The following is a 26,292-nucleotide window of genomic DNA, read 5'->3' on the forward strand; positions in this document are numbered from 1 at the left end:
CTATTTCTAAGTTGACATCATCATGTCAATTTACTATATATTTGCGATGACCGGTTGACATCATGCTTTTAGACTCTGGAGTGCACCATGCTGCAATTGCGACCGCTTGATCCTTCTTTCCCGATCGAACGTCAACTTGCCGTTGACGCCGAGCCCGTTGTGCTCGTGAACGTTTTCACACTGGATCTGGCCGATGAGGCGAAGTTTCTGGAGGCCTGGCAGGAAGACGCTGCGCTCATGAAGCAGCAAGCCGGCTTTATTTCAACGCAACTCCACCGGGCGATCGGAGAGCAACCGGCTTATATGAATTACGCAGTGTGGGAATCCACGGCGCATTTTCGGGCGGCATTCTCTGCGCCGGCGTTCCGGTCGAGTCTGGCCGCTTATCCTTCCTCGGTGATCGCGTCGCCGCATATCTTCCAGAAAGTTGCCGTGCCGGGGATTTGCGAGAGTTAGTTGTTTTGCCGTCGTTGCGGCTCGATTTCAGTCGCTGCTGGTTGCCGGCCCTTGGCCGCGTTGCGGCGAAGAGCAGGCATATCGTGGAAAGACAACGGCATGATCAATGGCTGCCGGCGGTCAGAACCGTCGAGATCACGCCGGTCGCGCTGGCAACGAGCACGTAGTCGCCGGCTACGCCGACCCAGTGGTAGCCACGCGGGGGCGCTTTCAGGCCATGCTGATTCCAGTTTTCGACCACGAAAATCCGATCACGGTATTCAGGCGGCAGGCGGTCGCCACGATGCCAGTCGCGATGCGGAATCGCACCGACCGGACGGTTGGCTCGTTCGATCGACGTAGGCGGCGGGTTGCCAGGCCGGTGTTCGGGCTGCGATGCGAACGCGGTGCCTGTCGTGGCGAGCAGGGCGGCAATAATGAAGAGTGTCGTGACTTTCGCTTTCATGGTGAATGCTCCAAATAGCGTTCAAGAAAAGAGGAAGTGAGATGAATTTTACTTAGGAATGTTGATCACTCACTAACGGATTCACTTCCACCGGATTCGCTGGCGCGACGCTCCTCATCGGCGAAGCGGTTCGACGTGCGCTTCTTGACGAGAGATTCGCCATGCGGGACAGCGCTCGGCGCTGGCAAGCGGGCCATGGCCATGAACGGCGCCATCATGAGGAGGCCGGCGATCGCGAACGTGGCGTTGAGTCGGTTGATGTACGAGTTCATGGTTTTCTCCAGGGCAAGGAAGTAAAGGATGACTAAGTTATCGATGGATTGACTCGAGCTTCGAGGGAAGCCTCGGGAAGACTGCGTCCGAATCCAAAGCTTGCATCAAGTTTACATTTCGTAAGATTTGCTTTCAAGCAATGGGAGCGAAGTTTCAGTGCGGCGTATCGCCTCACAAAATTGGAGCGCGAACCCGGCGGCGGTGGTTGCCCGAGCCGCAAGGCGCGCCGCGGCCGGGCGTGCCAGTCAATTACGGCCAGTCTGCGTTGCACAGACCAGCCGGGGTTGCAGGCTCAGAGCGGGAGGACGCGGCGCTTATGTCCCCCAGGGCGCGCGCGGCAATCGCTCGAAGTCAGGCAATGGCGCCTTCCCTGAGCCTGAACGCGGACACGGTCTCGCGAAGCGCGTGTGCCTGCTCAGCCAGCGCATACGTCGCGGCCGAAGCCTCCTCCACGAGCGCCGCGTTCTGCTGCGTGACCTCGTCCATTTGCGTGACGGCGATGTTCACCTGCTCGATGCCCGTCGACTGTTCGCGCGACGCCGTCGAAATCTCCTGCACGGTGCCGGAAACCCGCTGCACGGCTTCGACGATCTCGTCGATGATGTGACCGGCGTCGGCCACCTGGAACGATCCGCTTTCGACGTGTACTTTCGACTGCTCGATGAGCGCCTTGATCTCGCGCGCCGCGCTCGCGCTGCGCTGCGCGAGCGTGCGAACCTCGCCCGCGACAACGGCGAAACCGCGGCCTTGCTCGCCCGCACGCGCCGCTTCGACGGCGGCGTTGAGCGCAAGGATGTTGGTCTGGAACGCGATGCCGTCGATCAAGCCGATGATCTCGCCGACCTTGCTCGAACTGTCCGCGATAGATTGCATCGTGCCGACCACGCCTCGCATCACCGTGCCGCCGCGCGCCGCGGTCTGCGCCGCCGTTCCCGCGAGCGAACTGACGTGCTCCGCGTTCTGCGCGTTCATGCGTACGATCGACGTCAGCTCCTCCATGCTCGCGGCCGTTTCTTCAAGCGATGCAGCCTGCTCTTCGGTGCGCGAGGAAAGATTCTGGTTACCCGAGGCAATCTGCGCGCTCGCCGTTGCCACGCCCTCGGCGTTGGCGCGAACTTCGCTCACCACGCGTGCGAGGCTCGTCTGCATTTTCGAAAGCGCCGTGAGCAGTTCCGCGGTCTCGTCGTCGCCATGTGCATGCAGATCGGTCGACAGGTCGCCGTCGGCGACCTCGCGCGCAAAGTCCACGGCACGGCCCAGCGGGCTCGTGACAGTACGGCTGAACAGCACGCCGCCCGCCAGCGCGAGCAGGAACGCGGCCACCATCAGCACGGCGCTCACGATGGTGGCGTGCGCGGCCTGCACCGCCGCCTGGGCGGCCACTTGCGCGTTGGTGGCGGCAATGATCTGTGCGGCGCGGTCGAGCAGTTGGGCGGGCGCGCGATCGACGCCGGCGACCACGGTATCGCCCGCAACAGGATCGGCGCCGGCCGCCTTGAACGCCTCGAAGCCCTTGCGGTACCCCTGGCCCATCGCCTCATGCGCCTCGGCGAACTGCGCGACGAGCGTGTGCGCTTCGCCTTCGGGCAGCTTCGTTTCGAGCCCGGCGGCGAGATCGTTCACGGTGCGCTCGCGCTTCTGAAACGCGCTCCAGTAACGATCGAGTTTTTGCGGGTCCTTGCCACGCAGGAGTGTGTCTTTCCACTCCTGCACCTGCAGCTTGAACTCGACGAGCGTGGCCGACACCATGCGCTCGTTCGCGGCGGCGTCCTGCACGGTGGTGCGGTAGGTATCGATCGCCTGGTTGAGCGTGTGGATGCCGTAGAACGCACCCGCCGACATGAGGGTGAGCGACGCGGCGAAGGCGAGGGGAATCTTGCGGCTGAGTTTCATGGGGTTCGAATGGCTAAAAATGCAAGGCGCATGACGCGCCGACTTCCCTATTACGGCTCAAGTCTGCTGTTCTTGAGTTTTTGCGGATTACGCCGTCTTTCGTCATACGTAAGCCGTTGCGAACACCATGCGCGTGCGGCGCGGCGAATTAGAGATCGGCCTCTCCTTCAAACGCTTCGAATCGAGCCTCGGCTGTCTGGCGTGACGAGATACCGTTGAGGCGAGGGACGGTGAAGCGACGGATGCAGCGACACCCAGCTTCTCGCACTTTCCAGCGCTTCGATCTGACCGGTCTGCGAATTGCGCCGATACACGAGGCCGCTTCGGCCACTGAGGTCGATGGCCTTTACCACTTCACCCGAAGCAAGCCGGATTCGGGTGCAAGTGCAGATAGACATCGTGGATGTCCGTAGTTGGCGCATCGAGACGGCCGATCGTGAGGCAGGGCGCGGGTTTTTACAAGCGGTTATAGAATTGCGCAACGCGCAAGCAACCCCTCGACTCGAAGGAGCCAGTCTGAATGTCGCCGAACACGGATACCGAATTATTTCGCCTTCTCGCGAACAGCTATCGCCGCCTGTTGGGCGTCGCGCTCGTGCCCGAAGGCATGGGCGACACAGAGGGCGCGGCCTGGCTCTACGAACGCGCGCCGTTCGGCTTGCTTGCGCACGGCACGCAGGCGGACCCCGTATTCATGTATGGCAATCGTCGCGCGCAAGCGATCTTCGGCTACGACTGGGACGAAATCACGGCGCTGCCTTCGCGTCTTTCCGCGCAGGCGCCCGAGCGTAGCGAGCGGCAGGCATTTCTCGATTCGGTGACGCGCGAAGGCTTCGTGAAAGACTATCGCGGCATCCGCATTACGAAGTCGGGGCAGCGCTTCTGGATCGAGCGCGCGACCGTATGGCAACTGATCGACGAAACGGGTGTGCTGCACGGGCAGGCTGCGATGATTCCGCATGTTGCGCCTTGCTGATGCGGGCTTGCGCTCGCGAATCCCGCCATCATTTTGCGTTCTGCGGACCCTTGCGGTTCGCTTGCGGCGCTGTCACGGCATAGCCCGCGAGAAATACATCGATTGCCCGGTTCACGACCTCCAGCAATTTCGCGCGCGAGGCCTTGACCTCATAGCCTAGCGTCGCGATTTCGACCAACTCGGCTTCGAGAAGCGCCAGTAGATGTCGCGCCGCGACGCCTGGATCGCACGGCCGGATTGTGCCCGCCTCGATCGCGCTCGCCAGAAAGTCACGCACGTGCATCAAGCCCCGTTTTGGACCCGATTCATACAAGGCTCGGCCCACGTTCGACCGGTCGACCTCCTGGTAGCACAGGCGGCGTGTTGCGAGAAAAGAGGGCTGCAGCACGGCCGTCAGGAAGTGGACCCCAAACGCGACGAGCGACTCGCCCAGCGGCATTTCGAGCGTCAGTTGACTGAACGCATGCCGGATTTCCCTTCCGGCGCGGCTCGTCATTGTTTCAGCAAATAACGCCTCTTTCGACTCGAAATAGCTATACAGCGTCGCCTTCGACGCGCCCGAACGAGCCGCGATTTGCGTCATCGACGCCTGCTCGAAGCCGACGTCCCGGAACACTGCCAGCGCGGCTTCGATGATGGATTGACGCTTTTCTTCGGTCTTCTTTCTCATCGGGTCTCCCTTCCTCACTTGTTCTCGGGCCTGGGACGCGAGCGTCCACGCCAATACCCTCGTCCGTCATGGAATGAAACATTCGTTGCCGGGTAAGGCGATTGACAGTCATCGATCGTTCCATTATAAACCATACCGTTCAGTTTAGTTATGTGACCGGGACATTAATTCAGGGTTCGAAGTTGATGCGCAACGGGGCATCAGCCTTTCCGGGCTGCAAGACTTCAACCGCTTAGTACTACGAGTCAATGGCTTTGCGCCTTGCCTTGTTCTGGCAGGGCGCGTCAACGCACGATTCGATGGAATATATGCCACAACAGATTCATGCAAGAGAGGGATGGAACAGGAAGGGCCAACGCCTCGGCGCGGCGCTTTTCTGCTCGACCGCCATATTGATCGCCGGCTGTCAACGTCACGACGCCGGGATACCCGCTAACCCCGCCAGCCAGAGCGTCGAAGTCGGCGTCAAGACGCTCGCGCCGCAGCGCATCGTGATGACGGCCGAGCTTTCGGGCCGCCTTTCGTCTCTCAAGGTCTCGGATGTGCGGCCGCAAATCGGCGGCATCGTGCAGAAGCGGTTCTTCGTCGAGGGTTCGGACGTGAAGGCGGGGCAGGTGCTCTACCAGATCGATCCGGCCACCTACCAGGCGACGTACGATCAGGCGCGCGGCACGCTCGCGAAGGCCGAGGCAACGCTCGCTTCCGCGAAGACGAAAGCCGATCGCTACGCCCAGCTCGTGAAGATCAACGCGGTCAGCGCACAGGACAACGACGATGCGATCGCGGCCGTTCGCGAGGACGAGGCCGATGTGATCGCGGATCGCGCATCGCTCGAGTCGGCGCGTATCAATCTCGGCTACACGCGGATCACGGCGCCCATTTCGGGCCGCATCGGCGCTTCGTCGGTGACCGAAGGCGCGCTCGTGACTTCAGAGCAGACCACGGCGCTCGCCACCATTCAGGCATACGACGAGATGTACCTCGACGTCACGCGTTCGAGCGCCGACTGGCTGCGCTTGCGCAAGGCGTTTGCCTCGGGGCGGCTCAAGCGTTCGGGCACGGGCGCGGCGGTGCAGCTCGTGATGGAGGACGGCACGCAGTACGCACACGCTGGCGTGCTGCAGTTTTCGGGCATCACCGTTGACGCGACAACGGGCTCGGTGACGGTGCGCATGGTCTTCCCGAACCCGGACGGCGAACTGCTGCCCGGCATGTTCGTGCGCGCGCAGCTCGACGAGGGCGAGAGCACGAACGCGCTGCTCGTTCCGCAACTCGCGGTCACGCGCGCTTCGGACGGCAGCGCGAGCGTATGGGTCGTCGATGCGACCGGACACGCGAAGCAGGTTGCGGTACACGCGGACAGTGCCTATGCAGACCAGTGGATCGTCACGAGCGGATTGCAAGCCGGCGATCGGGTGATCGTGAGCGGACTGCAAAAGGTGCAGGCCGGCGTGGCGGTTCACGTGGCCGCGGATTCGGCCACCGCAGCCGCGGCTGCGTCTGCTGCGAAGTCGTAAGGAGGGCGCATGGCAGGTTTCTTCATTCAGCGCCCGATCCTCGCGTGGGTCGTTGCGATCGTCATCATGTTGATCGGCGCTGCGGCGACCACCACGTTGCCGATCGAGCAATATCCGACCATCGCGCCGCCTTCGGTGCAGGTCACGGCAACCTATCCGGGCGCTTCCGCCGACACGGTCGCGAAGACCGTCACGCAGGTGATCGAGCAGAAGCTTTCCGGCATCGATAACCTGCTGTACATGTCGTCGACGAGCAGCGGCGCGGGGCAGGCGACCATCAACCTGACGTTCAGGCCCGGCACCAACCCGGACATCGCGCAGGTGCAGGTCCAGAACAAGGTGACCCAGGCCACCGCCTCGCTGCCGGAGACGGTGCAGGAGCAGGGCGTGCAAGTGGCGAAGGCGTCGAGCGACTTTCTGATGATCGTCGCGCTCTCGTCGCCGGGCGGCACGCTCGATTCGATCGACCTCGGCAATGTCATCGCCACGCAGATCGAGGACCCGCTTACCCAGATCAACGGTGTGGGCGACGTCACGCTCTTTGGCGCGCAGCACGCCATGCGGATCTGGCTCGATCCCGTGAAGCTGCGCAGCTTCGGCGTCACTGCGTCCGACGTGACGACAGCGGTCACCAATCAGAACGTGCAGCTTTCCGTCGGCGAACTCGGCGGCGCGCCTGCTACGGACTCCCAGGCGATCAATGCGACGATCTCGGCGTCGAGCCTGATGACGACTGCCGACCAGTTCGGCGACATTCTGCTGCGCGTGAACAGCGACGGCTCGAAGGTTCGCCTGAAGGACGTCGCGCGCGTCGAGGTGGGCGGCGATTCATACGATACGTCCTCGCGGCTCGACGGCAAGCCGGCGGCCGCGCTGGCCGTCAAGCTCTCGACGGGTGCGAACGCCATGGCGGTTGCGAAGGCCGTGCGCGCGAAGCTCGTAGAGCTGCAGCCGCAATTGCCCAAAGACGTGGCGATTGCGTATCCGTACGACTCCACGCCGTTCGTGAAGATATCGATCGAGGAGGTCATGAAGACGCTCTTCGAAGCGGTGATCCTCGTGTTCCTCGTGATGTATCTGTTCCTGCAGAACCTGCGTGCGACGCTGATTCCGACGATCGTCGTGCCGGTTGCGCTGCTCGGCACGCTGGGCGTGATGTCGGCGATCGGCTTCTCGATCAACGTGCTCTCGATGTTCGCGATGGTGCTCGCGATCGGCCTGCTGGTGGACGACGCGATCGTCGTCGTCGAGAACGTCGAGCGCATCATGGCCGAGGAAAAGCTCGACGCGAAGGCGGCCACGAAGAAAGCGATGAGCCAGATCACCGGCGCGCTCGTAGGCGTGACGACGGTGCTGACCGCCGTCTTCATCCCGATGGCCTTCTTTTCCGGCTCGACCGGCGCGATTTATCGCCAGTTCTCTGTCACTATCGTTTCGGCGATGGTGCTTTCGGTGCTGCTCGCCATGACGCTCACGCCCGCACTCTGCGCGAGCCTGCTGAACCCGTCGGCCGTCGAACATGCGCAGAGCCGCGGCTTGCTCGGCGCGTTCAATCGCTTCTTCACGAAGAGCAACGCGCGCTACAGCACCACGCTTGCGCGCGTGGTGGCCAGGCCCGCGCGCTGGATGCTCGGCTATGCACTCATTGCGGGCGTGGTCGGCATTCTGTACGTGACGCTGCCTTCGTCGTATCTTCCGGAGGAAGATCAGGGCTCGATCATGGTGTCGATTTCGGCGCCGGTCGGCACGCCTTCTTCGAAGACGCTTCAGACCGTGGCAGCCGTCGAGCAATACTTTCTGAAGCAGCCCGCGGTAACGCACGTGATGGCCGTGAACGGTTTCAGCTTCAACGGGCAAGGGCAGAACAATGCGCTGGCGTTCGTGCAGTTGAAGGACTGGAGCCAGCGCGGGTCGAACGATAGCGCGCAGGCGGTGATCAATCGCGCGAACGCGGTCTTCGCGGGCAATCGCGATGCGCAGATCTTCGTGATGAACGAGCCCGCGATTCATGGTCTCGGCACGCAAAGCGGCCTCGACTTCGAGATCGAGGACCGCGCGGGCCAGGGGCATGACAAGCTGCTGAAGGCGCGCAACCAGTTTCTTGCGCTGGCCGCGAAGGAACCGTCGCTCGCCATGACGCGCTCGGCCGGCCTCGAAGATACGCCGCAGCTCTACGTCGATATCGACCGCGAGAGGGCGAGTGCGTTCGGGCTGTCGATCGCCGATGTCGACACGACGATTTCCACCGCGTTCGGCTCCGCGTACGTGAACAACTACATCGATACCGGGCGGATCCAGAAGGTCTACGTGCAGGCGGACGCACCGTACCGGATGATGCCGGACGACATCGGGCAATGGTATGTGCGCGCGGATTCGTCGTCGTCGAGTACTTCGTCATCCTCGAGTTCGTCGTCGAGTTCGACTTCGGCTTCAACGTCTACAACGTCCACGACGTCCACGACGACGTCGGGCTACGACGGCCAGATGGTGCCGTTCTCCGCATTCGCCACCACGCGCTGGACGTTCGGGCCGCCGCAGATCGAGCGCTACAACCGCGAACTGGCGATGCAGATGAGCGCACAGCCCGCGCCCGGTGTGAGCACCGGCCAGGCAATGGCCGCGGTCGAAAATCTCGCGAGGCAGTTGCCCACCGGATTCGGCATCGAGTGGACGGGGCAGTCGTATCAGGAAGTGCTTGCCGGTTCGCAGGCCACGTATCTGTATGCGATTTCGCTGATCGTGGTGTTCCTGTGCCTCGCGGGGCTGTACGAGAGCTGGTCGGTGCCGCTCGCGGTCATTCTCGTGGTGCCGATCGGCGTGCTTGGCGCGTTGCTGGGCGCGCATTTGCGCGGGCTGTCGAACGACGTCTATTTCAAGGTCGGGCTGCTGACGACAATCGGCCTCGCAACGAAGAACGCGATTCTGATCGTCGAATTCGCGAAGGACCTCCAGGAGCAGGGCCGTGGGCTCGTCGAGGCCACGCTCGAGGCGGCGCACCAGCGCTTGCGGCCGATCCTGATGACATCGCTGGCGTTCGTGTTCGGCGTGCTGCCGCTCGTGATCAGCACCGGCGCGGGCTCGGCCGCGCGCCATGCGATCGGAACCGGCGTCGCCGGCGGGATGATCGCGGCGACGGCGCTCGCCATCTTCTTCGTGCCCGTGTTTTTCATCGTCGTGCGCCGGCTGTTCAAGGAGCATGGCGACGGCGAAGCCGTGCAGCACGCAAAGGACCAGGAATGAAATTGAAGCTTCTGTCCGTGCTCTGTGCGGCAGCATTGAGTGCGTGTTCTCTCGACCCGGTTTATCAACGGCCCGCTGCGCCGGTCGCCACCGCCTGGCCAACGGGCGCCGCGTACGCTACGGGTGCATCGGCGGCTACGCCCTCAACATCACCTGCGGCGCCGAACGCGGCCGACGTCGGCTGGCGCGATTACTTCAAGGACCCGCGCCTGCAGGAACTGATCGCGCTCGCACTCGACCACAACCGGGACCTGCGTGTCGCGGCGCTGCAGGTGGCCGAGTACGAGGCGCAGTACCGCATCACGCGCGCGGAGCTGGCGCCGACGATCGACGCCGGCGGCTCGCTCACGAACACGCGCACCGACGGCGCGGTGAGCCACTCGAATACCGTTTCCGTCGGCACGACGTCGTGGGAAATCGACTTTTTTGGGCGGATCCGCAGCCTCAAGCGCCAGGCGCTCGAGAACTATCTGTCGACGCAGGCCTCGCGCACGAGCACGCAGCTTTCGCTCGTGGCCGATGTCGCGACCGACTATCTGCAATTGCTCTCCGATGAGACCTTGCTGAAGGTTTCGACCGACACCGCCGCGGCCGACCAGAACACCTACGACCTCACGGTGAGCATGATGAAGATCGGCAGCGCGTCGCTTCAGGACGTGCGCGAGGCGCAGACGTCGCTTGCGAGCGCACGCGCGAGCGTGGCGTCATACACGCGCGCGGTCGCGCAGGACCGCAACAATCTGATCGCCGAAATCGGCTGTCCGTTGCCCGACGACTTCGCCACGGGGCCTACTCTGCTCGAGAGCGACGCGATGTTCGCGGACGTCGATGCGGGCATCCCGTCCGACTTGCTCGCGCGACGGCCCGATATCATCGAGGCGGAACATACGCTCAAGGCGGCGAACGCGAACATCGGCGCCGCGCGCGCGGCGTTCTTTCCCAAGATCGAGCTGACGGCGAGCGCCGGCACGGCTAGCACGAGCCTCTCGCAGTTGTTCAAGGCGAGCACGGGCGCGTGGACGTTCGCGCCGACGATCACGATGCCGATCTTCGATTACGGCAGCAACAAGGCGTCGCTCGACGTTGCGAAGATCGAGAAGGATATCGACGTGGCCGACTACGAAAAGGCGATTCAGACGGCGTTCAAGGAAGTGTCGAACGCACTGGCGGGGCGCGCGACCTATGTCGATCAGGTCGCGGCGGACCGCGACTACGTGAAATCGGCGCAGGATTACTACGACCTCGCGCAGGCGCGCTACAAGACCGGCACCGACAGCTTCCTGACCGTGCTCACCGCGCAGCGCACGCTCTATACGGCACAGGAGCAACTCGTCACCGACGAGCTGGCGAAGCTCTCGAATCAGGTCACGCTGTACAAGGTGCTGGGCGGTGGCTGGTCCGCGTCGAGCGTGCCTGAGCAGGCTGCCGCAAGCGACCCGGCGCATTCCTGAAGCATGCAGTCGGAAATGCGGCCCAGGATGCAGTCCAGGCGAGTCACCCGCTAGAATTGCGATGGTCGGCGCTGCGTTGTGCAGCGGCGCTTGCGATTTCCTTGCCATTACTCGATTCAATTCACGCGTGAAGACCGCTACTCTCGAACAACTGCGTGACGGGCAACTCGCCGGCGCACGACAGCTCAAGCTCGCTTGCGGGTTGACCGAATTTCCGCGCGAAATCTTCGATCTCGCCGACACCCTCGAGGTGCTCGACCTCTCGGGCAATGCGCTCACGTCGCTGCCGGACGACCTGCCGAGGCTGCGCCGTCTGCGCATACTGTTCGCTTCGAACAACCCGTTCACCGAGTTGCCGCCTGTACTCGGCGACTGCGAATCGCTGAGCATGATCGGCTTCAAGGCGAACCGCATCCGCCGCGTTACGGGGCGCGCGCTGCCGCCGCAATTGCGCTGGCTGATCCTGACCGATAACGACATCGACGCGCTGCCGCCCGAAATCGGCGAACGTCCGAATCTGCAGAAGCTGATGCTTGCCGGCAACCGGCTGCGCTCGTTGCCCGAGACGATGGCCGCGTGCAGCCGGCTCGAGTTGCTGCGGATTTCGGCGAACCGGCTCGACGCCTTGCCCGACTGGCTGTTGCGCCTGCCGCGCCTGGCGTGGCTCGCCTACGCCGGCAATCCGCTGAACGTGGTGCGCGAGCAGGTGGCGCTGGCCGATTCGCCGGTGCCCGATATCGACTGGCATACGCTCGCACTCGGACAAACGCTCGGCGAAGGCGCATCGGGCGTGACGCATCGCGCGACGCGTCTCCTGCGCGACGGGCATCCGGTGGAGGCGGTGGCCGTCAAGCTGTTCAAGGGCGCGGTGACGAGCGACGGTTTGCCGGAGCTCGAAATGGCCGCGTGCCTGCAAGCCGGGCCGCACCCGAACCTCATCCCGGTGCTCGGCAAGATCACGGGGCATCCGCTGGGCGAGCACGGCCTCGTGATGGAACTGATCCCTCCGTCGTTCGTCAATCTCGCCGGGCCGCCGAGCCTCGACTCGTGTACGCGGGACGTCTACGCAGCCGATGTTCTGTTCGACAGGCCGGTTGCGTTGCAGATCGCACGCGGGATCGCGTCGGCGGCGCGGCATCTGCATGGGCGCGGGATCATGCACGGCGATCTCTATGCGCACAACATCCTGCACGACGGCTCAGGGCACGTATTGCTCGGCGACTTCGGCGCGGCGTCCTTTCACGATATCGACGATCGCGCACAGTCCCAGGCGCTCGAGCGCATCGAGGTGCGTGCGTTCGGCTGTCTGCTGGAAGAACTCGCGCAACGTCTGGCCGCAGAGGCTAATGAACGCGACGCCGGCTTCGATGCGCTGATTGCAGACTGTTTCGCCGAGCAGGTCGACAGGCGGCCTTCGTTCGATGAGATCGTCGAACGGCTGTCTGCCTGACGCCATGAAACGGGCGGTTTCGCTGACGCCCGAGGAATTTTCGCAAGCCGCTAAATACTCGGCGTGAAGGGCAAGAATTCTGTCCTCTTTCCCACACTCATTCGTGCAACGAGCAACTACAGTTGAATCGTTGGGGATCAGTTGCACGTTGGACCCGCCATCGCCTGATTGCCGTCCCAGGGTGTGAACGCCATGAAAAAATTCCTCAGCGCGCTATTGCTCGCTTCGGCGCCGTTCGTCGCGTGGAGCGAGACGCCATTCCTCCATTCACACAGCGCGATCGTGTATGACGTCGCGCGCCACGAAGTCCTGCTCGAAAAGAACGCCGACGAGGCCCAGCCGATCGCGTCGCTCACCAAGCTGATGACGGCGATGGTCGTGCTGGACAGCGCCCAGCCGTTGGGTGACACGGTGACCGTCGACAACGACGACATCGATCGGCTCAAGCATACGGGGTCCCGCATCCCTATCGGTGCGTCGCTCGAGCGAGGAGAAATGCTGCGTCTTGCGCTCATGGCGTCGGAGAACCGCGCTGCATCCGCGCTTTCGCATGCGTTCCCGGGCGGCCAGGCGGCGTTCATCCGGCAGATGAATGAAAAGGCGCGCGCGCTGAATATGGCCAGTACGCACTTCGACGATCCAACCGGGCTCTCGCCCGAGAATCTCTCGACGGCGCGCGATGTCGTGAAGATGGCGGACGCCGCGGCGCGCTATCCGTTGATCAGCGAATACACGACGCTTCCCCGTTACGAAGAGGCGATCGGCACGAGGACGCGGTTCTATCACAACACCGACCCGATAGTGAGCTCAGCCGACTGGGACGTGCTGGTCGCAAAGACAGGCTATATCCGCGAGGCGGGGCGCTGCATCGTGGTCGATGCGAACATGCCGAACGGGCAGGTCATGATTGCGCTGCTCGGCTCGCGAACCTCGTGGGGACGCTCTGCCGATCTCGTCACGATACGGCGATGGCTGAACGGCGACGACACGCCGGTCGTGGAACCGCGCTATTACGCAAGCGCCCGTGCGCATCATCACTATTCGATGCTCGCGCGCTCGCACGGCGTCAGGGTGCGGCTCGCATCGTACCCGAGCGCCCCGACGTCCGGTGCGCACCGGCAGAGCGTCAAACACCATGCCGGCAAGCGGGCGCACCATACGCTGGTTGCCGCGCTAGGCTAGACGGCATTCGTGTCGACCGGCGTATAAATCGCGAGTTTCAGCGCCGGATCGTCGTTCGCCTGAAACGTTGCGTACTCGTAGCGCTGCGTACCGTGCTTCGCGTGCGCCAGGACCTTCTGGCCCGATGCGCCGCTGCGCACGTCGTGCGCACTCCACCACCTCACGAATTCCTCGCTGCCTGAACGCAGGCGCTCGACCAGTTCGACGAACGCCGGGTCGCCTGCATGGAGGTCGTGGCTCGTGCGAAACAGCGCGATCATGCGGCGCGCTTCATCGGGCCAGCCCGCGCCAAAGAGCCGCCGTGCCTCCGGTTCGATGAACATGTAGATCATGATGTTGCGATCTTCCGCAGCGAGGCGATCGAAGCCAAGCAGATCGGAGGCGGCCTCGTTGCACACGAGGATGTCCCAGCGCCGGCCCGTGACGTAAGCGGGCAGACCGAGACTGGCGACGATCCGCGCAAGGGTCGGCGGCACGCTCTCGCGGGCGAAGACGCGCGCCTCGCCGCGCTGCGCGAGCGCGCGCAAATGGGCGGCTTCGGCCTTGTCGAGTCGCAGTGCCTGGGCAAGTGCATCGAGCGTCGAAGCCGAAGGGCTGACCGCGCGCCCCTGCTCGAGCCGGACATACCAGTCGACGCCGATGCCCGCGAGTTCCGCGACTTCTTCACGCCGCAGGCCGGGCGTGCGGCGGCGCCGGCCGCCGTTAAGGCCGACGTCGTCGGGGCTCAGCTTCTTGCGCCGGGAGCGCAGAAAATCGCCGAATTGGGTTTGTGTCGTGGCGGTCATCGCGTTCGCTTCGTGCAGGGTGGGTGGGACTGCGCAATCCTGGGATCGCAGCGGGCCTTGTTGCCCATTCTAAGCCTGCCAGAATCGGCTCGTTCCCCCTTCTGGAAGCGCCATGAAAGCTGCCATTCTGAAAACCCTCAACGCGCCGCTCACGATCGAACAGATACCGGACCCCACCGCCGGCACTGGCGAGGTCGTCGTGGACGTCGTTGCGGCGCCGGTGTTGTCCTATGCGCAGGAAGTGTTCAGCGGAGAACGCCGCTATCCCATCGACCTGCCGATCGTGCCTGGTTGCGGCGCGATCGGCCGGGTCCGGACCGTCGGCCCGGATGCGACGAAACTGCAACCGGGCGACTGGGTGTTCTGCGATCCGACGGTGCGCGCCCGCGACGACGCGCTCATGCCCGACATCGTGCTGCAGGGCTGGAGCGCGCGGGGCGAGGGCGGCCAGAAATTGCAGCGCTATTTTCATGACGGCCCGTTCGCGGAACAGCTTAGGGTGCCGACCGAAAACGCGGTGCGTATCGGCGACATCGATCCGGCCGACGCTGCGCGATGGTGTGCGCTCAATACGCTGCTCGTGCCTTATGGCGGGCTGCTCGCGTCCGATCTGCGGGCGGGCGAGATCCTGCTCGTGAGCGGCGCGACCGGCAACTTCGGCAGCGCGTGCGTCGCGGTCGCGCTCGCCATGGGTGCGCGGTGCGTCGTAGCCCCCGGGCGCAACGTACAGGCGCTCGACAAACTGGCGCGCAACTTCGGCGAGCGCGTGCGGACCGTGGCGCTTTCCGGCGACGAAGCAACGGACCGTGAGCGCATGCAACAGGCGGCGCCTGGGCCGATCGACTGCGTGATGGACCTGATGCCGCCATCGGTTCCGGCGACGACGGTGCGCGCCGCGGTGATGGCGGTCCGCCCATACGGGCGCGTGGTCCTGATGGGCGGGGTCGGCATGCTCGGTGGCGCCGGGCTCGAACTGCCTTATCCTTGGATCATGCGCAATGACATCACGGTGCGGGGCAAATGGATGTACCCCACGCACGCCGTGACGCTCATGACAGGTTTGATTCACGGGAGGCTGCTCGATCTGCGCCATTTCGACGTGACGGCCTTTGCGCTCGACGATGCGAACGAGGCCGTCGCGCACGCGGCGGCGAACGGGGGCCCGTTCAACATGACGGTGATTTGCCCGTAGCCTCGATTCATGCGCCTTGCGGCGATGAACGGCGCGCGCCGCTCCGTCCTGCCAGTGCGCCAAGCGCCGTCCGAGGTAATTCTTCGGTGGCGAGAGCCCACAGCGAATACGCCACGCCGCGCTGGAACAACAAGCTGACAGCACTGCGAAGCTCGCCTCTGCCGAGCGCATAGACCGAGTCAGTGACGGCCTTGGCGCCGTGCATCAGCACGCTGGCATGGCGGTAGCACCCCATCATGCAGGCGTTGCACGGTTCGCGTTGATCGGGCAGGCGGTCGAGGTCGAACACAGAGCCCATGGGCTCATGCCACGGTTCGCAACGCCAGACATCGAGATTCCAGTCGATATAAAAATACTTGCTCCCGGCGATGCACGGAATGAGTTGCTGTTCGCCGCGCACGAACCGCGCGACTTCGTCCAGTGCAGCGCCCGGGTCCATCACGCGAAAGCGCTTTTTGAGGGCCTCGATGGCACTCAATGCTTCGAGCAGTTCGTCGCGGCTGAGGTCGACGAGCTTCGAATTTTCGTCGTAAACGAGCGATGTGGAACCGAATGCGTCGCGCCTTGGGTAGGAGAACACCACGGAATCGAAGCCAAGCTGATTGAGCGTCTCGGGAAGCGCTGCGTAACGGACCAGATGGCTCACCGTAACCGTTGCGCAAACCGGGATGCCGAAAGCATGCGCCTGGGTGATGCCCTCGCGGATGCGGGCCGCAAGGCCGGGCAGGCCGCGATTGTGCTCGTGCTCGCTCATGTCCGCGCTATCGATCGAGATCAGGAGACGCTTGAGGCCGGCGTCAGCCAGCTGCTTGATGTGGCGGGGAAGGAACCAGCCGTTCGTGATCACGCCGCACTGGATGCCGGCTTTCGTGGCCGAGCCTACGAGCGATTCGATTTGCGGGTGCACCAGAGGCTCTCCGCCCTGCAGCGTCATGTAGCGAATCTTGCGTCTGCGCAGCATCGGCATCGCACGCTCGAACGCATCGGGATCGAGATAGCGGCGCGGACCTGCCATTTTCTTCTCACGAGAAAAGCCGCAGAAGTCGCATGCAGCGTTGCAAACGTTCGTCACTGAGACGTCACAGACCGCAGGCAATGGATTGCGTGGCTCGTTTGCGTCGTTGCTTACATTTGGCAAACTGCGCCACTTGATAGTCCGCTCTGTCCTGTCCATGGTGCTGGTGCCCTCACGGTTTGCCGGCTCATTGCGCTCGAACCATCATAGGTTACGCCATGCACGCGCGCCGCATCGGGTACGATTCTTATTCAAAAATAACTCCAACAAATCTTGTTTGACCGGCTAGTACGAGTCGACTTCAATCCCCATACTTGAGGGTGTCTCGTCGGAATTTCGGTTCCGGGCGAGTTTGCGAATGCTATGCACTGGCTGCAGAAGGAGGGGGAAATGGTTGACACTTCAACCACCAGGCCGCGCGTCATCGGCTTCAATCACGTCGCGCTGGAAGTCGGCGACATCGAGGAAGCGCTGGCATTCTATGGCCGCATCTTCGACTTTCAGTTGCGCGGCAAGAGCAGGACGATGGCCTTCATCGATCTTGGCGATCAATTCATCGCGTTGCAGGCGGGGCGCAAACAGCCCGCCGACGACGGCCGCCATGTCGGCCTCGTTGTCGATGACAAGGAGGCGGCGCGCGCCGCACTCAAGGCGGCGGGCGTGAAGCCGCTCGACGGTCCATTTCTGGATTTTCGCGACCCCTGGGGCAATCGCATCGAGATCGTGGGCTATGACAACATCCAGTTCACGAAGGCGCCGAACGTCCTGCGCGGCATGGGCCTGACGCACTTGACCAAGAACGAAAGCGCGAAGAAAGAACTGGCCGAAAAAGGGATGGCAGCCAGTTGATGGCCGGCTTTCGGTGATGGCCGATCGGCCGGACGGCTGCTTCGCTCAATTCGGTTGAGGTTGCGGTTCTTGTGGCGCCAGTTGCGGTTGCGGTGGTGGTTGCAGCGGCAGTTGCGGCTGTGGCTGCGGCTGCAGCAGCGGCAGCGGAGGAGGTTGCGGTGCCGTGATCGGTTCGAGACCGCTGTGCGTGATCGCGGCCGCCGCTTCCGGCGAGGACAGAAAGCGGATCAGCGCTTCTGCGCCGAAAGGATTTCTCGCTGTGGTTGCAATGCCGCCGGAGTACACCGTGTAACGTTGTACTTCCGCGGGCAGACTGCCGACCACTATTATCCCCTTCACCGGCAACAGTTCCACGACCTGTTGCAAGCCGATCTCGGCGTCGCCGTTCGCGACGACAGTGGCGACCCGCTCGGCGGAGACCATGCGGCTCCTGCTTTTCACGCGCCCGTCGAGGCCCAGCCGCGGAAACAGTTCGTTGGCGATATAGACGCCGCTCGCGCTATCCGGATAGACAATCGACTTCGCTGCAAGCAGCGTGCGGCGCAAAGCGTCGACCGTGCTGATGTCCGGTTGCGGCGCGCCCTCGCGCACCGCGAGGCCGATTGGCGAGCGTGCGAAGTCCACCTTGCTGCCGGGCACCACGTTGCCCGCGCGAACCTGGTCGTCGAGCGCATTGCTGACCACGATCAGCACGTCGGCCCACTCGCCCCGCGCAAACCGCACGGGAATCGCATTCAGGGCGTTGCCTGTTGCAGCGCCCCAGACGGTGGCCAGCGTATAGCCGCTCTCGTCCTCGAATTGCGGGCCCAGATCACGATACGCTGGCGCAAACCAGCCCGACATCATGACTTTCACCTGGTCCGCCAGACACACGCCGGGGCCCAATAACGCGAACGCGATGCACAGCGCAAGTGTGCAAAACCTCAGCTTGTGGATAGTCACGGTTGCGCCCCATCTCGATCGGCTGATCCGGCACCACGGACATGTATCGCTCCCTATTTGCAACCGCAGCGTGCAGCGAAAGCATGCGATGAAAACGCGCTATGTAAGCGCGTCGTGGATACGACCTTTTGCATCGTTTATACAACACGTTCGTTTGCACACACACTGGTTTTCTTCGCCTCTGATAGTCTTTTCCCAGCGACAGTTCGGGCGGTTATCAAACTTGACGCGTGCGATCGTGAAATTGAAAACAGGGGGGCTTATCCATGTTGCATTGGCTTTCGAACTTGATTGCCCACAATGCCGCAACGCCGGAGAAGCAGGCTTAACGCGCGCTCAGTGAATTGCGCATGGCACTCTTCCAGGCCGAACAGCGGGTTCTCGATGCGCAATTGCAGGCCGAGTACTACCGCACGCGAATTGCGTTTTGCGAGGAGGTGCTGAAGGCCGGCATCGAACAGGTGTCGGACCTGCGCAAAGGGCAACGTGAAGCGGTTACTCACGACTTGCGTCCGAACCTGAAGCTCACGACTTCCTGAGAGTCGGGCGCGGCAGAAGAAACTCCGCCGGCATGATAGAAAGCGAGTGCGGCACCAAACTTGCTCAGCCGGTATGTAGGGAACCCTACTGTCGAACAACTAGACCCTACATCAGGAGACGATCATGGATACACGTGAATACAGCCACTCCCAGGAGATCGAACAGGACGACGCCGATCCGGAAAACGAACCTTATCTGCACCCGTATCGCTCGTTATTGCATGAGCCCACCGTCGTACTGGCTGGCAACCCAAGCGACCGCGCAGACGTCGCTACGTCGGCGATACTCGGGTACAACTGACTGACTGCAACGCGTTCGCTCGTCGATTGCCGGGTCAAATAGTCGGTATTCCGAATGATTTGATCCGGCGATTCAGCTTTGGCGACTAGCGGCCGATGTGCGCCCATCCGGGCGCAGCGCACCTTTCTTTCCGGTAGTCGGCAGGACAATCGGCGCACCGCTAGACGCGCGGTAGATCGTCGATGGATTTTTCGACGTTACCGTCCGGCACTTCCAGATCGATTCCATCGATTCCGTTGGGATGCGGCACCGGCTTGATCTTCGGACCGAGAAATCTCATGCCGCCGAGCGTAAATACCGAATACACCACGGCGCCCGAGCGGATGTCGTTGGTGACGGCCGCCACTTCGGAGATGGTGGGTGTCGAGAGCCAGTCGTGTGTCTGGGGGTCGATCAGCGCCCAGCGCACGTGTGTTACGCGGTCCGTTGAGGAACTGATGCGGACACCGTCGATACCATAGGTAGCCATAGCGTCACCCTCGAGGCGAGAATCCTCTAATGGTAATCCGTTCGCTGCCCGGGTGGTAGCACGCCGGATGCCGTCCATTCGACCGCGCTCACCACACCGCCTGGCTCGTGATTGCAAACTGCTTGAACTGGGTATCGACGCGCAAGGGCGCGCCGCGCTCCGTCTTCTCGATGTGGTCGACGAGCGGCAGCCCCACGCCTTCGAGCCAGTCGGAGAGTCCCAGATCGACGGGCGTGTCGATGCGCACGAACATGCCCGCGTTGGAGGCGAGCCAATGGCTGATCAGCGCCTTGGCGCGGCAGGCATCCGGCGAATCGGGGGCGATCACGGGGCCGATCACGTGCCCGTCGCCAAAGCGGCGAAAGAGGGCGAAGCCGATCAGGTCGCCGTCGCGGTCGAGCGCGATGCCGCTCGCCTGATCGAGCAGTTTCGGCAGCATGTCCGAGCGGTCGAGGCCGCTTGCGCGCGTCGCCAGTTCGATGAGCCGGGGCCGGTCGCTCGCGCCGATCGGGCGCAGCCGCTCGCCCGCGGGCAGCGAGACGAGCGGCGGCTGAAACGCCGCGCCCTGGTGCTGGTGAATGCGGCCGATGCGCGTAAAGCCGAGCCGCTCGACGAGCGGCCAGCCCGTGTCGCTCGCGTGGAGCAGCAGCGTGCGCGAGGCGAGCGCCTGCATCCAGTGCTCGATCATGGCCCGGCCAATGCCGCGGCGCTGATGACTGGGCTTGACGATCAGCATGCCGAGCGTCGCCGCGTTGGGACCGAACAACCACGAGAAAGCCGTGCCGACGAGCGAACCGCTTTCGTCCACGGCCACGATGCCTTCGCCGATGCGGGCAGCGAAACGCCAGTCTTCGGGGCGGTGCCGCCAGCGCACCGCCGTCGACAACGCATGCGCGGCGGCCAGATCGTCGGCGGTAAATGCGCGGTAGGTAATGACGCTGTTCAGGTTTGGGTCGGACACGCCGGCCTCCGGATTCTGTATACGCGTCCCGTGACTATCGCATCGCCCGCCGTGACTGACTAGGACGATCTTCCTGTTTGGGCGCGCGCCCCGCCAGCGCCCGTGATGCAATGCAAAACGCGGGGTTGGACGGTCAATAACGCGTCGATTCTGCTGATTGGGCTTTTTTGTCGGCGAAATATGCGGTGGCAGTGGACCTACGATATTTCCCATCGAGACCAAGTCGAGGGAACCCAGTCATGGACCAGTTCGATCCCGCCGCAGTCGCTGCCTCAGTGGCCGAAAAAGCCGGCCACTTCATCGGCGGAGAGTGGGTCGTCGAAGGCGCGGCGCGCATCGGGGTCGCGCGGCCATCGGACGGCGTCGTCTATGCCTCGGCGCCGCTTGGCGACGCGCAACGGGTGGACCACGCCGTCGACAACGCGAAGCGCGCGTTTCGCACGAGCGGCTGGCCACGCATGGCGCCGCGCGAGCGCTCCCGCATCCTGCGCCGCTTCGCCGACCTGATCGCCGCCGACACCGCCACGCTCGGGCCGCTCGAGGCGCTCGGCTCGACGCGCCCCGTGCGCGACGTGTGCGCGTGGGACGTGCCGTTCACGGCGGAAGGCATCCGTTTCTATGCCGAGTTCGCCGACAAGCTCGGCGGCGAGGTCGTGGCCACCGATCACGACCATCTGGGCATGACGATCGCCGAGCCTTATGGCGTGGTCGGCGCGATCGCGCCGTGGAATTTCCCGCTCGTGATGGCGTCGTGGAAGATCGGTCCGGCGCTCGCGGCGGGCAATGCCGTGGTGCTCAAGCCTTCGGAGATGACGCCGTTCTCGGTGCTGCGTCTGGCCGAACTCGCGATCGAGGCAGGCTTTCCCCCTGGCATCTTCAACGTGGTGCAAGGCGACGGCGCGACGACCGGCGACGCACTCGTGCGCCACCCGGACATCGCGAAAGTCACGTTCACGGGATCGACGCGCGCGGGCTCGGCGATCATGGCGGCGTGCGCGCAAAGCGGCACGAAGCCGGTCACGCTGGAATTGGGCGGCAAGAGCCCGCAAATCGTCTTCGCGGATGCGCCGAAGCTCGACGAGGTCGCGCGCCGCATCGCCGGCGCGATTGCCGTCAACGCGGGGCAGGTGTGCGTGGCCGGTTCGCGCCTGCTGGTCGAGCGCACCGTCGCGGACGAACTCGTGTCGCGCATCGAGCAGGCTATCGCTGAGTTGCGCGCCGGCGCGACGTGGGCTTCGGGCACGACGCTGCCGCCCATCATTTCGGAAACCCAGGCCGCGCGCATCGAAGGCATCGTCGAGCGCAGCGTGGCCGAAGGCGCCACGCTCTACTGCGGTGGCCGCCGCGCGGACGCGCCCGTGCCCGGCGCGTTCTACCTGCCCACCATCCTCACCGGCGTGACGGCGCAAACCGAGGCGGTGCGCGCCGAGATCTTCGGCCCGGTTCTCACGGTGCAGACCTTCGACACCGAGGAAGAGGCGCTCGCGCTCGCCTCGCATCCCGAATACGGCCTGGCGGCCGGCGTGCACACCGCGGACATCGGCCGCGCGCTGCGCCTCGTGCGCGCGCTGGAGGCGGGCACCGTGTGGGTCAACCGCTACGGCCGCAGCAACGATTTCATGATCCCGACGGGCGGATACAAACGCTCGGGCATGGGCAAGGATCTCGGGCGCCAGGGTTACGAAGCGCACCTGCGTTTCAAGAGCGTGCTGATCGATACGAGAACCTGACGCCATGCTGACTGCAAAGCTGACGAATCACGCACGAAAACGCACGGTCATTCGGCTATGGCCCGCGCGATGGCGCCACCGCAGAATCTGCTGCGGCGGCCCCTGCAAACGCGTCGTTTATACCGTGCAGGCCCCACGATTCGACGCCAACCCCAAATTTTGCGCTGTTTAAATTTTCCACAGGGACGCACTTCCACCTGTTTTCGCCACTGAGCCCCAAGCGGGTTCATCACACGAAAGGATTGCCATCATGATCGATTTCGAGCCGAAGTACATCACGTTCGACTGCTACGGCACGCTGACGAAGTTCCGCATGGCCGACACGGCGCGCGAGATGTATGGCGACCGCCTCAAGGGCGCCGACCTCGAGAAGTTCGTCGCGTTCTTCGCGGGCTATCGCCGCGACGAGGTGCTCGGCGCATGGAAGCCGTACCGCGACGTGGTCGTCAATTCGGTGCGCCGCGCCTGCAAGCGCATGAACGTCGAGTTCATCGAGGCCGAAGCGGAAAAGTTCTACACCGCCGTGCCGACCTGGGGCCCGCACCCGGACGTGCCGGAAGGCCTCTCGCGCCTCGCGAAGAAGTACAAGCTCGTGATTCTCTCGAACGCTTCGGACGACCAGATCCAGAGCAATGTCGACAAACTCGGCGCGCCGTTCCACCGCGTGTTCACGGCGCAGCAGGCGCAGTCGTACAAGCCGCGCATGCAGGGCTTCGAGTACATGTTCGATCAGCTGAACTGCAACCCCGGCGACGTGCTGCACGTTTCGTCGAGCCTGCGCTACGACCTCATGACGGCGCACGACATGGGCATCGAGCACAAGGCGTTCGTCAAGCGCGGCCACGAGCCGGGCACGCCGTACTACGAGTACTACGAAGTCGAGACGATCGGCGAACTCGCTTCGCAACTGGGTCTTTGAGAAACGCGCTAGCCGAGGCCGCCCGATGAAGCTCGACTCCTACTGGCTCGACACCGCCCCTGGCGGTCTGCTCGCAAGCGAGGGACCGGTGGAAGGCCGCGTGGACGTCGCGGTGGTGGGCGGCGGCTTCACGGGGCTTTCCGCGGCGCTCGCGTTCGGCCGCCGTGGCGCGAGCGTCGCGGTGCTGGACGCGGGGCGCATGGGTGGCGGCGCGTCGGGGCGCAACGGCGGCCAGTGCAATACCGGCGTGGCGCAGGACTATGCGGCGCTGCGCGGGCAACTGGGCGTCGAGCGCGCGCAGGGTTGCTACCGCGCTTACGCGGCGGCCGTCGACACGGTCGAGCGGCTCATTCGCGAAGAGGGCATCGACTGCGATTATCTCGCTTCGGGAAAGCTCAAGCTCGCGGCGAAACCGCATCACCTCGAACACCTCGAGCGAACGGCCGAACTGATTCGCCGCGAAGTCGATCCGGACATCGAGATCATCGGCCGCGAACAAATTCGCAGCGAGGTGGAATCGGACAGCTTCCATGGCGGACTGCTCCAGAAGCACGGCGGCCAGATGCATATGGGCCGCTTTGCGGTAGGGCTCGCGAATGCCGCTGTCCGGCGCGGCGCACAGCTCTACGAGCACGCCGCCGTGACGTCCATCGCGAAAGAGAGCGGCGGCTATCGCGTGGAGTCGGCACGCGGGACGTTGCGCGCGCAACAGGTATTGATCGCCACGGGTCCATCGCGCCATGGGCCGTTCGCGTGGTACCGGCGGCGGCTTGCGCCGGTCGGCTCGTTCATCGTCGTGACCGAACCGCTGCCGCCCGCGCAGCTCATGCGGCTCTTGCCCAACCGCCGCTCGTACACGACGAGCCGCCTCATGCACAACTATTTCCGCGTGACGCCGGATTCGCGCCTGCTGTTCGGCGGCCGGGCGCGCTTCACGGCGTCGGAGCAGCCGTCCGATGCCAGGAGCGGCCGCATCCTGCAGCGCACTCTCGCGCAGCTCTTTCCGACGCTCGCGAGCGTGCAGGTCGACTACTGCTGGGGCGGGCTCGTCGATATCACCGCGGACCGCCTGCCGCGCGCGGGTCAGCACGAAGGGGTGTGGTTCTCGATGGGCTACAGCGGTCACGGCACGCAGATGTCGACGCACATGGGCCAGGTGATGGCCGAGGTGATGAGCGGCAACCCGTGTGCGAATCCGTGGCGCGATTTCGCGTGGCCCGCCATTCCGGGCCACACGGGCAAGCCGTGGTTTTTGCCGCTCGTCGGCGCGTACTACCAGATCAAAGACGCTTTTTACTGACGCTGTTTTTCACAACACACAGCCTCGATACGTCGAGCTGCGGCCCCCCCATCAGACGCGGAGAAGTTTCATGAGCACCGACAAATCGCTTGAAGACATGGCTCACCCGGGCGTGCGGCTCGATGAACTGACGAAGCGCGGCGCCTCGCGCCGCGACCTCCTTCGCGCGATGGTCGCGGGGGGCATGATGTCGATGACGGGCGCGGGCCTGCTCGCCGCGAGCGGCGCCGCCTTCGCACAGGAGAAGCCGAAGCAGGGCGGCAAGATCCGCGTGGCGACGCAGTCGTCTTCTGCGTCGGACACGCTCGATCCCGCGAAGGAGTCGGTGTCCACCGACTATGTGCGCGCAAATATGCTGTACAACGGCCTGACCGAGTACGACTCGCACCTCGGCGCGCAAATGGCGCTCGCGCAGTCGCTCGAAACGAAGGACGCGACGGTGTGGGTCGTGAAGCTGCGCAGCGGCGTGCAGTTCCATGACGGCAAGACGCTCGCGCCCGCCGACGTGGTGTACTCGCTCATGCGCCACAAGGACGCCGCGGTGGGCTCGAAGGTGAAGACGCTCGCCGATCAGTTCCAGGACGTGAAGGCCACGGGCCCGAACGAAGTGACGATCACGCTCTCGGGCGCGAACGCCGACCTGCCCGTGATCCTCGCCGACTCGCATTTCATGATCATCAAGGACGGCACGAACGACTTCAAGACGGCCGTGGGCACCGGCCCGTTCAAGCTCAAGGAGTTCTCGCCGGGCGTGCGCACGGTGGTCGTGCGCAACGAGCGCTACTGGAAGCCGGGCCTGCCGCATCTGGACGAGATCGAACTGGTCGGCATCGGCGACGAGTCGGCGCGCGTGAACGCGCTGCTCTCGGGCGACGTGCAGCTCATCAACCAGGTGAGCCCGCGCTCGACCTCGCGCGTCAAGGGCACTCCGGGCTTCGCGGTGAAGGAGACGAAGACGGGCCAGTACACCGACCTCATCATGCGCGACGAAGGCGGCGTCACGGGCAATGCCGACTTCCGCCGCGGCATGATGCACCTGTTCGACCGCGAGCAGATCCGCAACGCCGTGTTCCTCGGCTATGGCGCGATCGGCAACGACCAGCCGATCGATCCGACCAACAAGTACTACTTTGCCGGACTGCCGGAGCGCGCCTTCGATCCGCAGAAGGCCAGGTTCTACTTCCAGAAGGCAAAGCTCGGCAGCACGCCGCTGCAGATCTATGCCTCCCCGGCCGCGGACGGCTCGGTCGAAATGGCGATGCTGCTGCAGCAGGTCGCGCCACAGGCGGGCCTGAACCTGCAGGTGGTGCGCACGCCCGGCGACGGCTACTGGTCGAACCACTGGATGAAGCACCCGCTGACCTTCGGCAACATCAACGCGCGCCCGAGCGCCGATGTGATCTTCACGCAGTTTTTCAAGTCGGATGCGCCGTGGAATGAAGCGAACTGGAAGGACCCGAAGTTCGACCAGATGCTGCTGGCCGCGCGCGGCGAGCCGGACGAAGAGAAGCGCAAGAAGATCTATGGCGACATGCAAGTGCTCGTGCACAGCGACGGCGGCATCGGCATTCCGCTGTTCCTGAGCTCGCTCGACGCGCACACGACGAAGCTCAAGGGCCTCGGTTCGATTCCGATTGCCGGACTGATGGGCTTCAAGTTCGCCGAGAACGTCTGGCTCGAGGCGTAGTTCGAGGTGTGATGTGTGCGGCCGGTGTGCGCCTGGATGGGCCCCCGGCC

The 26,292-nt window shown here is 64.0% G+C and carries 24 protein-coding genes; 15 read left to right on the top strand and 9 right to left on the bottom strand.

Annotated elements, in window-relative coordinates; all coding sequences use genetic code 11:
* The first annotated feature begins 87 nt into the window (after positions 1-87).
* The gene (locus AB3X98_RS05550; RefSeq protein ID WP_368604395.1) at positions 88-456 is read left to right on the top strand and encodes an antibiotic biosynthesis monooxygenase; all 369 of its coding nucleotides are present in this window, start codon (positions 88-90) and stop codon (positions 454-456) included.
* 103 nt (positions 457-559) lie between these two features.
* Here AB3X98_RS05550 and AB3X98_RS05555 read toward each other — a convergent pair whose 3' ends face one another.
* The 3 genes from AB3X98_RS05555 to AB3X98_RS05565 all read right to left on the bottom strand — a co-directional run bounded on the left by AB3X98_RS05555 (position 560) and on the right by AB3X98_RS05565 (position 3,067).
* Entirely contained in the window at positions 560-901 is a 342-nt protein-coding gene (locus tag AB3X98_RS05555; protein ID WP_069266586.1) for an RcnB family protein, read from the bottom strand.
* Positions 902-966: 65 nt separating this feature from the next.
* The gene (locus tag AB3X98_RS05560; protein ID WP_069266585.1) at positions 967-1,173 is read right to left on the bottom strand and encodes a hypothetical protein; all 207 of its coding nucleotides are present in this window, start codon (positions 1,171-1,173) and stop codon (positions 967-969) included.
* Positions 1,174-1,525: 352 nt separating this feature from the next.
* Complete coding sequence (locus tag AB3X98_RS05565; RefSeq protein ID WP_368604394.1) at positions 1,526-3,067, bottom strand: methyl-accepting chemotaxis protein; 1,542 nt, start codon at positions 3,065-3,067, stop codon at positions 1,526-1,528.
* Positions 3,068-3,587: 520 nt separating this feature from the next.
* On the opposite strand from AB3X98_RS05565, the gene AB3X98_RS05570 reads away from it, so the two are divergent.
* Positions 3,588-4,043, top strand: coding sequence for an MEKHLA domain-containing protein (locus tag AB3X98_RS05570; RefSeq protein ID WP_368604393.1), 456 nt, complete (start codon positions 3,588-3,590; stop codon positions 4,041-4,043).
* 28 nt (positions 4,044-4,071) lie between these two features.
* Here the strand turns inward: AB3X98_RS05570 and AB3X98_RS05575 are convergent, their stop codons facing one another.
* Positions 4,072-4,713, bottom strand: a complete 642-nt coding sequence (locus AB3X98_RS05575; protein ID WP_069266582.1) for a TetR/AcrR family transcriptional regulator — start codon at positions 4,711-4,713, stop codon at positions 4,072-4,074.
* A 308-nt stretch (positions 4,714-5,021) separates the two neighbouring features.
* Between AB3X98_RS05575 and AB3X98_RS05580 the strand changes: the two genes are divergently transcribed.
* The 5 genes from AB3X98_RS05580 (at position 5,022) to AB3X98_RS05600 (ending at position 13,553) form a co-directional block, all read left to right on the top strand.
* Complete coding sequence (locus AB3X98_RS05580) at positions 5,022-6,230, top strand: efflux RND transporter periplasmic adaptor subunit (protein ID WP_368604392.1); 1,209 nt, start codon at positions 5,022-5,024, stop codon at positions 6,228-6,230.
* Positions 6,231-6,239: 9 nt separating this feature from the next.
* A complete protein-coding gene (locus AB3X98_RS05585; RefSeq protein ID WP_368604391.1) occupies positions 6,240-9,470 on the top strand; it encodes an efflux RND transporter permease subunit in 3,231 nt (1,076 codons plus the stop codon).
* Positions 9,467-10,921 carry an efflux transporter outer membrane subunit gene (locus tag AB3X98_RS05590; RefSeq protein ID WP_368604390.1) on the top strand — a complete coding sequence of 485 codons (1,455 nt, stop codon included), beginning with the start codon at positions 9,467-9,469 and terminating at the stop codon, positions 10,919-10,921. The genes AB3X98_RS05585 and AB3X98_RS05590 overlap by 4 nt, the downstream gene beginning before the upstream one ends.
* A gap of 127 nt (positions 10,922-11,048) precedes the next feature.
* A complete protein-coding gene (locus AB3X98_RS05595; protein WP_368604389.1) occupies positions 11,049-12,371 on the top strand; it encodes a leucine-rich repeat-containing protein kinase family protein in 1,323 nt (440 codons plus the stop codon).
* Positions 12,372-12,563: 192 nt separating this feature from the next.
* The gene (locus AB3X98_RS05600) at positions 12,564-13,553 is read left to right on the top strand and encodes a D-alanyl-D-alanine carboxypeptidase family protein (protein ID WP_083245409.1); all 990 of its coding nucleotides are present in this window, start codon (positions 12,564-12,566) and stop codon (positions 13,551-13,553) included.
* Here the strand turns inward: AB3X98_RS05600 and AB3X98_RS05605 are convergent.
* Entirely contained in the window at positions 13,550-14,338 is a 789-nt protein-coding gene (locus AB3X98_RS05605; protein ID WP_368604388.1) for a helix-turn-helix transcriptional regulator, read from the bottom strand. The two genes, AB3X98_RS05600 and AB3X98_RS05605, sit on opposite strands and share 4 nt — an antisense overlap.
* A gap of 112 nt (positions 14,339-14,450) precedes the next feature.
* Between AB3X98_RS05605 and AB3X98_RS05610 the strand changes: the two genes are divergently transcribed.
* Positions 14,451-15,530 (top strand): medium chain dehydrogenase/reductase family protein, encoded by a 1,080-nt coding sequence (locus AB3X98_RS05610; RefSeq protein ID WP_368604387.1) that lies wholly within the window; start codon positions 14,451-14,453, stop codon positions 15,528-15,530.
* 7 nt (positions 15,531-15,537) lie between these two features.
* Here AB3X98_RS05610 and AB3X98_RS05615 read toward each other — a convergent pair whose 3' ends face one another.
* Complete coding sequence (locus AB3X98_RS05615; RefSeq protein WP_342948842.1) at positions 15,538-16,704, bottom strand: radical SAM protein; 1,167 nt, start codon at positions 16,702-16,704, stop codon at positions 15,538-15,540.
* 204 nt (positions 16,705-16,908) lie between these two features.
* On the opposite strand from AB3X98_RS05615, the gene AB3X98_RS05620 reads away from it, so the two are divergent.
* Complete coding sequence (locus AB3X98_RS05620; RefSeq protein ID WP_256094883.1) at positions 16,909-17,394, top strand: VOC family protein; 486 nt, start codon at positions 16,909-16,911, stop codon at positions 17,392-17,394.
* 45 nt (positions 17,395-17,439) lie between these two features.
* Here the strand turns inward: AB3X98_RS05620 and AB3X98_RS05625 are convergent, their stop codons facing one another.
* Positions 17,440-18,336, bottom strand: coding sequence for a substrate-binding domain-containing protein (locus AB3X98_RS05625; protein ID WP_368604386.1), 897 nt, complete (start codon positions 18,334-18,336; stop codon positions 17,440-17,442).
* Positions 18,337-18,686: 350 nt separating this feature from the next.
* Between AB3X98_RS05625 and AB3X98_RS05630 the strand changes: the two genes are divergently transcribed.
* Together AB3X98_RS05630 and AB3X98_RS05635 are read left to right on the top strand one after the other, a co-directional pair.
* Positions 18,687-18,875: a hypothetical protein gene (locus AB3X98_RS05630; RefSeq protein WP_254317186.1), complete on the top strand. Its 189-nt coding sequence runs from the start codon at positions 18,687-18,689 to the stop codon at positions 18,873-18,875.
* Between the two features lie 124 nt (positions 18,876-18,999).
* Entirely contained in the window at positions 19,000-19,176 is a 177-nt protein-coding gene (locus AB3X98_RS05635; protein ID WP_368604385.1) for a hypothetical protein, read from the top strand.
* A gap of 160 nt (positions 19,177-19,336) precedes the next feature.
* On the opposite strand, the gene AB3X98_RS05640 is transcribed toward AB3X98_RS05635, so the two are convergent.
* A complete protein-coding gene (locus AB3X98_RS05640) occupies positions 19,337-19,645 on the bottom strand; it encodes a hypothetical protein (protein ID WP_069266573.1) in 309 nt (102 codons plus the stop codon).
* Positions 19,646-19,733: 88 nt separating this feature from the next.
* Positions 19,734-20,606, bottom strand: coding sequence for a GNAT family N-acetyltransferase (locus tag AB3X98_RS05645; RefSeq protein WP_069266572.1), 873 nt, complete (start codon positions 20,604-20,606; stop codon positions 19,734-19,736).
* A 239-nt stretch (positions 20,607-20,845) separates the two neighbouring features.
* On the opposite strand from AB3X98_RS05645, the gene AB3X98_RS05650 reads away from it, so the two are divergent.
* The 4 genes from AB3X98_RS05650 to AB3X98_RS05665 all read left to right on the top strand — a co-directional run bounded on the left by AB3X98_RS05650 (position 20,846) and on the right by AB3X98_RS05665 (position 26,242).
* Complete coding sequence (locus tag AB3X98_RS05650; protein WP_368604384.1) at positions 20,846-22,336, top strand: aldehyde dehydrogenase; 1,491 nt, start codon at positions 20,846-20,848, stop codon at positions 22,334-22,336.
* Between the two features lie 250 nt (positions 22,337-22,586).
* Positions 22,587-23,255: a haloacid dehalogenase type II gene (locus tag AB3X98_RS05655; RefSeq protein WP_069266570.1), complete on the top strand. Its 669-nt coding sequence runs from the start codon at positions 22,587-22,589 to the stop codon at positions 23,253-23,255.
* Positions 23,256-23,280: 25 nt separating this feature from the next.
* Positions 23,281-24,555, top strand: a complete 1,275-nt coding sequence (locus AB3X98_RS05660; RefSeq protein ID WP_368604383.1) for an NAD(P)/FAD-dependent oxidoreductase — start codon at positions 23,281-23,283, stop codon at positions 24,553-24,555.
* A 70-nt stretch (positions 24,556-24,625) separates the two neighbouring features.
* Complete coding sequence (locus tag AB3X98_RS05665; RefSeq protein ID WP_069266568.1) at positions 24,626-26,242, top strand: ABC transporter substrate-binding protein; 1,617 nt, start codon at positions 24,626-24,628, stop codon at positions 26,240-26,242.
* The last annotated feature ends 50 nt before the right edge of the window (positions 26,243-26,292 follow it).

Origin of the sequence: Paraburkholderia sp. BR14312 (genome assembly GCF_040948675.1) — a bacterium.
In the GTDB taxonomy this organism is placed as follows: Bacteria; Pseudomonadota; Gammaproteobacteria; order Burkholderiales; family Burkholderiaceae; genus Paraburkholderia; species Paraburkholderia nodosa_A.

Coding starts and splice junctions, on each gene's coding strand:
- AB3X98_RS05635 (WP_368604385.1), top strand. CDS start 19,000: ATGGATACACGTGAATACAGCCACTCCCAGGAGATCGAACAGGACGAC.
- AB3X98_RS05585 (WP_368604391.1), top strand. CDS start 6,240: ATGGCAGGTTTCTTCATTCAGCGCCCGATCCTCGCGTGGGTCGTTGCG.
- AB3X98_RS05620 (WP_256094883.1), top strand. CDS start 16,909: ATGCACTGGCTGCAGAAGGAGGGGGAAATGGTTGACACTTCAACCACC.
- AB3X98_RS05630 (WP_254317186.1), top strand. CDS start 18,687: ATGGCACTCTTCCAGGCCGAACAGCGGGTTCTCGATGCGCAATTGCAG.
- AB3X98_RS05660 (WP_368604383.1), top strand. CDS start 23,281: ATGAAGCTCGACTCCTACTGGCTCGACACCGCCCCTGGCGGTCTGCTC.
- AB3X98_RS05555 (WP_069266586.1), bottom strand. CDS start 901: ATGAAAGCGAAAGTCACGACACTCTTCATTATTGCCGCCCTGCTCGCC.
- AB3X98_RS05605 (WP_368604388.1), bottom strand. CDS start 14,338: ATGACCGCCACGACACAAACCCAATTCGGCGATTTTCTGCGCTCCCGG.
- AB3X98_RS05590 (WP_368604390.1), top strand. CDS start 9,467: ATGAAATTGAAGCTTCTGTCCGTGCTCTGTGCGGCAGCATTGAGTGCG.
- AB3X98_RS05610 (WP_368604387.1), top strand. CDS start 14,451: ATGAAAGCTGCCATTCTGAAAACCCTCAACGCGCCGCTCACGATCGAA.
- AB3X98_RS05560 (WP_069266585.1), bottom strand. CDS start 1,173: ATGAACTCGTACATCAACCGACTCAACGCCACGTTCGCGATCGCCGGC.
- AB3X98_RS05580 (WP_368604392.1), top strand. CDS start 5,022: ATGCCACAACAGATTCATGCAAGAGAGGGATGGAACAGGAAGGGCCAA.
- AB3X98_RS05565 (WP_368604394.1), bottom strand. CDS start 3,067: ATGAAACTCAGCCGCAAGATTCCCCTCGCCTTCGCCGCGTCGCTCACC.
- AB3X98_RS05640 (WP_069266573.1), bottom strand. CDS start 19,645: ATGGCTACCTATGGTATCGACGGTGTCCGCATCAGTTCCTCAACGGAC.
- AB3X98_RS05650 (WP_368604384.1), top strand. CDS start 20,846: ATGGACCAGTTCGATCCCGCCGCAGTCGCTGCCTCAGTGGCCGAAAAA.
- AB3X98_RS05615 (WP_342948842.1), bottom strand. CDS start 16,704: ATGGACAGGACAGAGCGGACTATCAAGTGGCGCAGTTTGCCAAATGTA.
- AB3X98_RS05665 (WP_069266568.1), top strand. CDS start 24,626: ATGAGCACCGACAAATCGCTTGAAGACATGGCTCACCCGGGCGTGCGG.
- AB3X98_RS05570 (WP_368604393.1), top strand. CDS start 3,588: ATGTCGCCGAACACGGATACCGAATTATTTCGCCTTCTCGCGAACAGC.
- AB3X98_RS05655 (WP_069266570.1), top strand. CDS start 22,587: ATGATCGATTTCGAGCCGAAGTACATCACGTTCGACTGCTACGGCACG.
- AB3X98_RS05600 (WP_083245409.1), top strand. CDS start 12,564: ATGAAAAAATTCCTCAGCGCGCTATTGCTCGCTTCGGCGCCGTTCGTC.
- AB3X98_RS05550 (WP_368604395.1), top strand. CDS start 88: ATGCTGCAATTGCGACCGCTTGATCCTTCTTTCCCGATCGAACGTCAA.
- AB3X98_RS05575 (WP_069266582.1), bottom strand. CDS start 4,713: ATGAGAAAGAAGACCGAAGAAAAGCGTCAATCCATCATCGAAGCCGCG.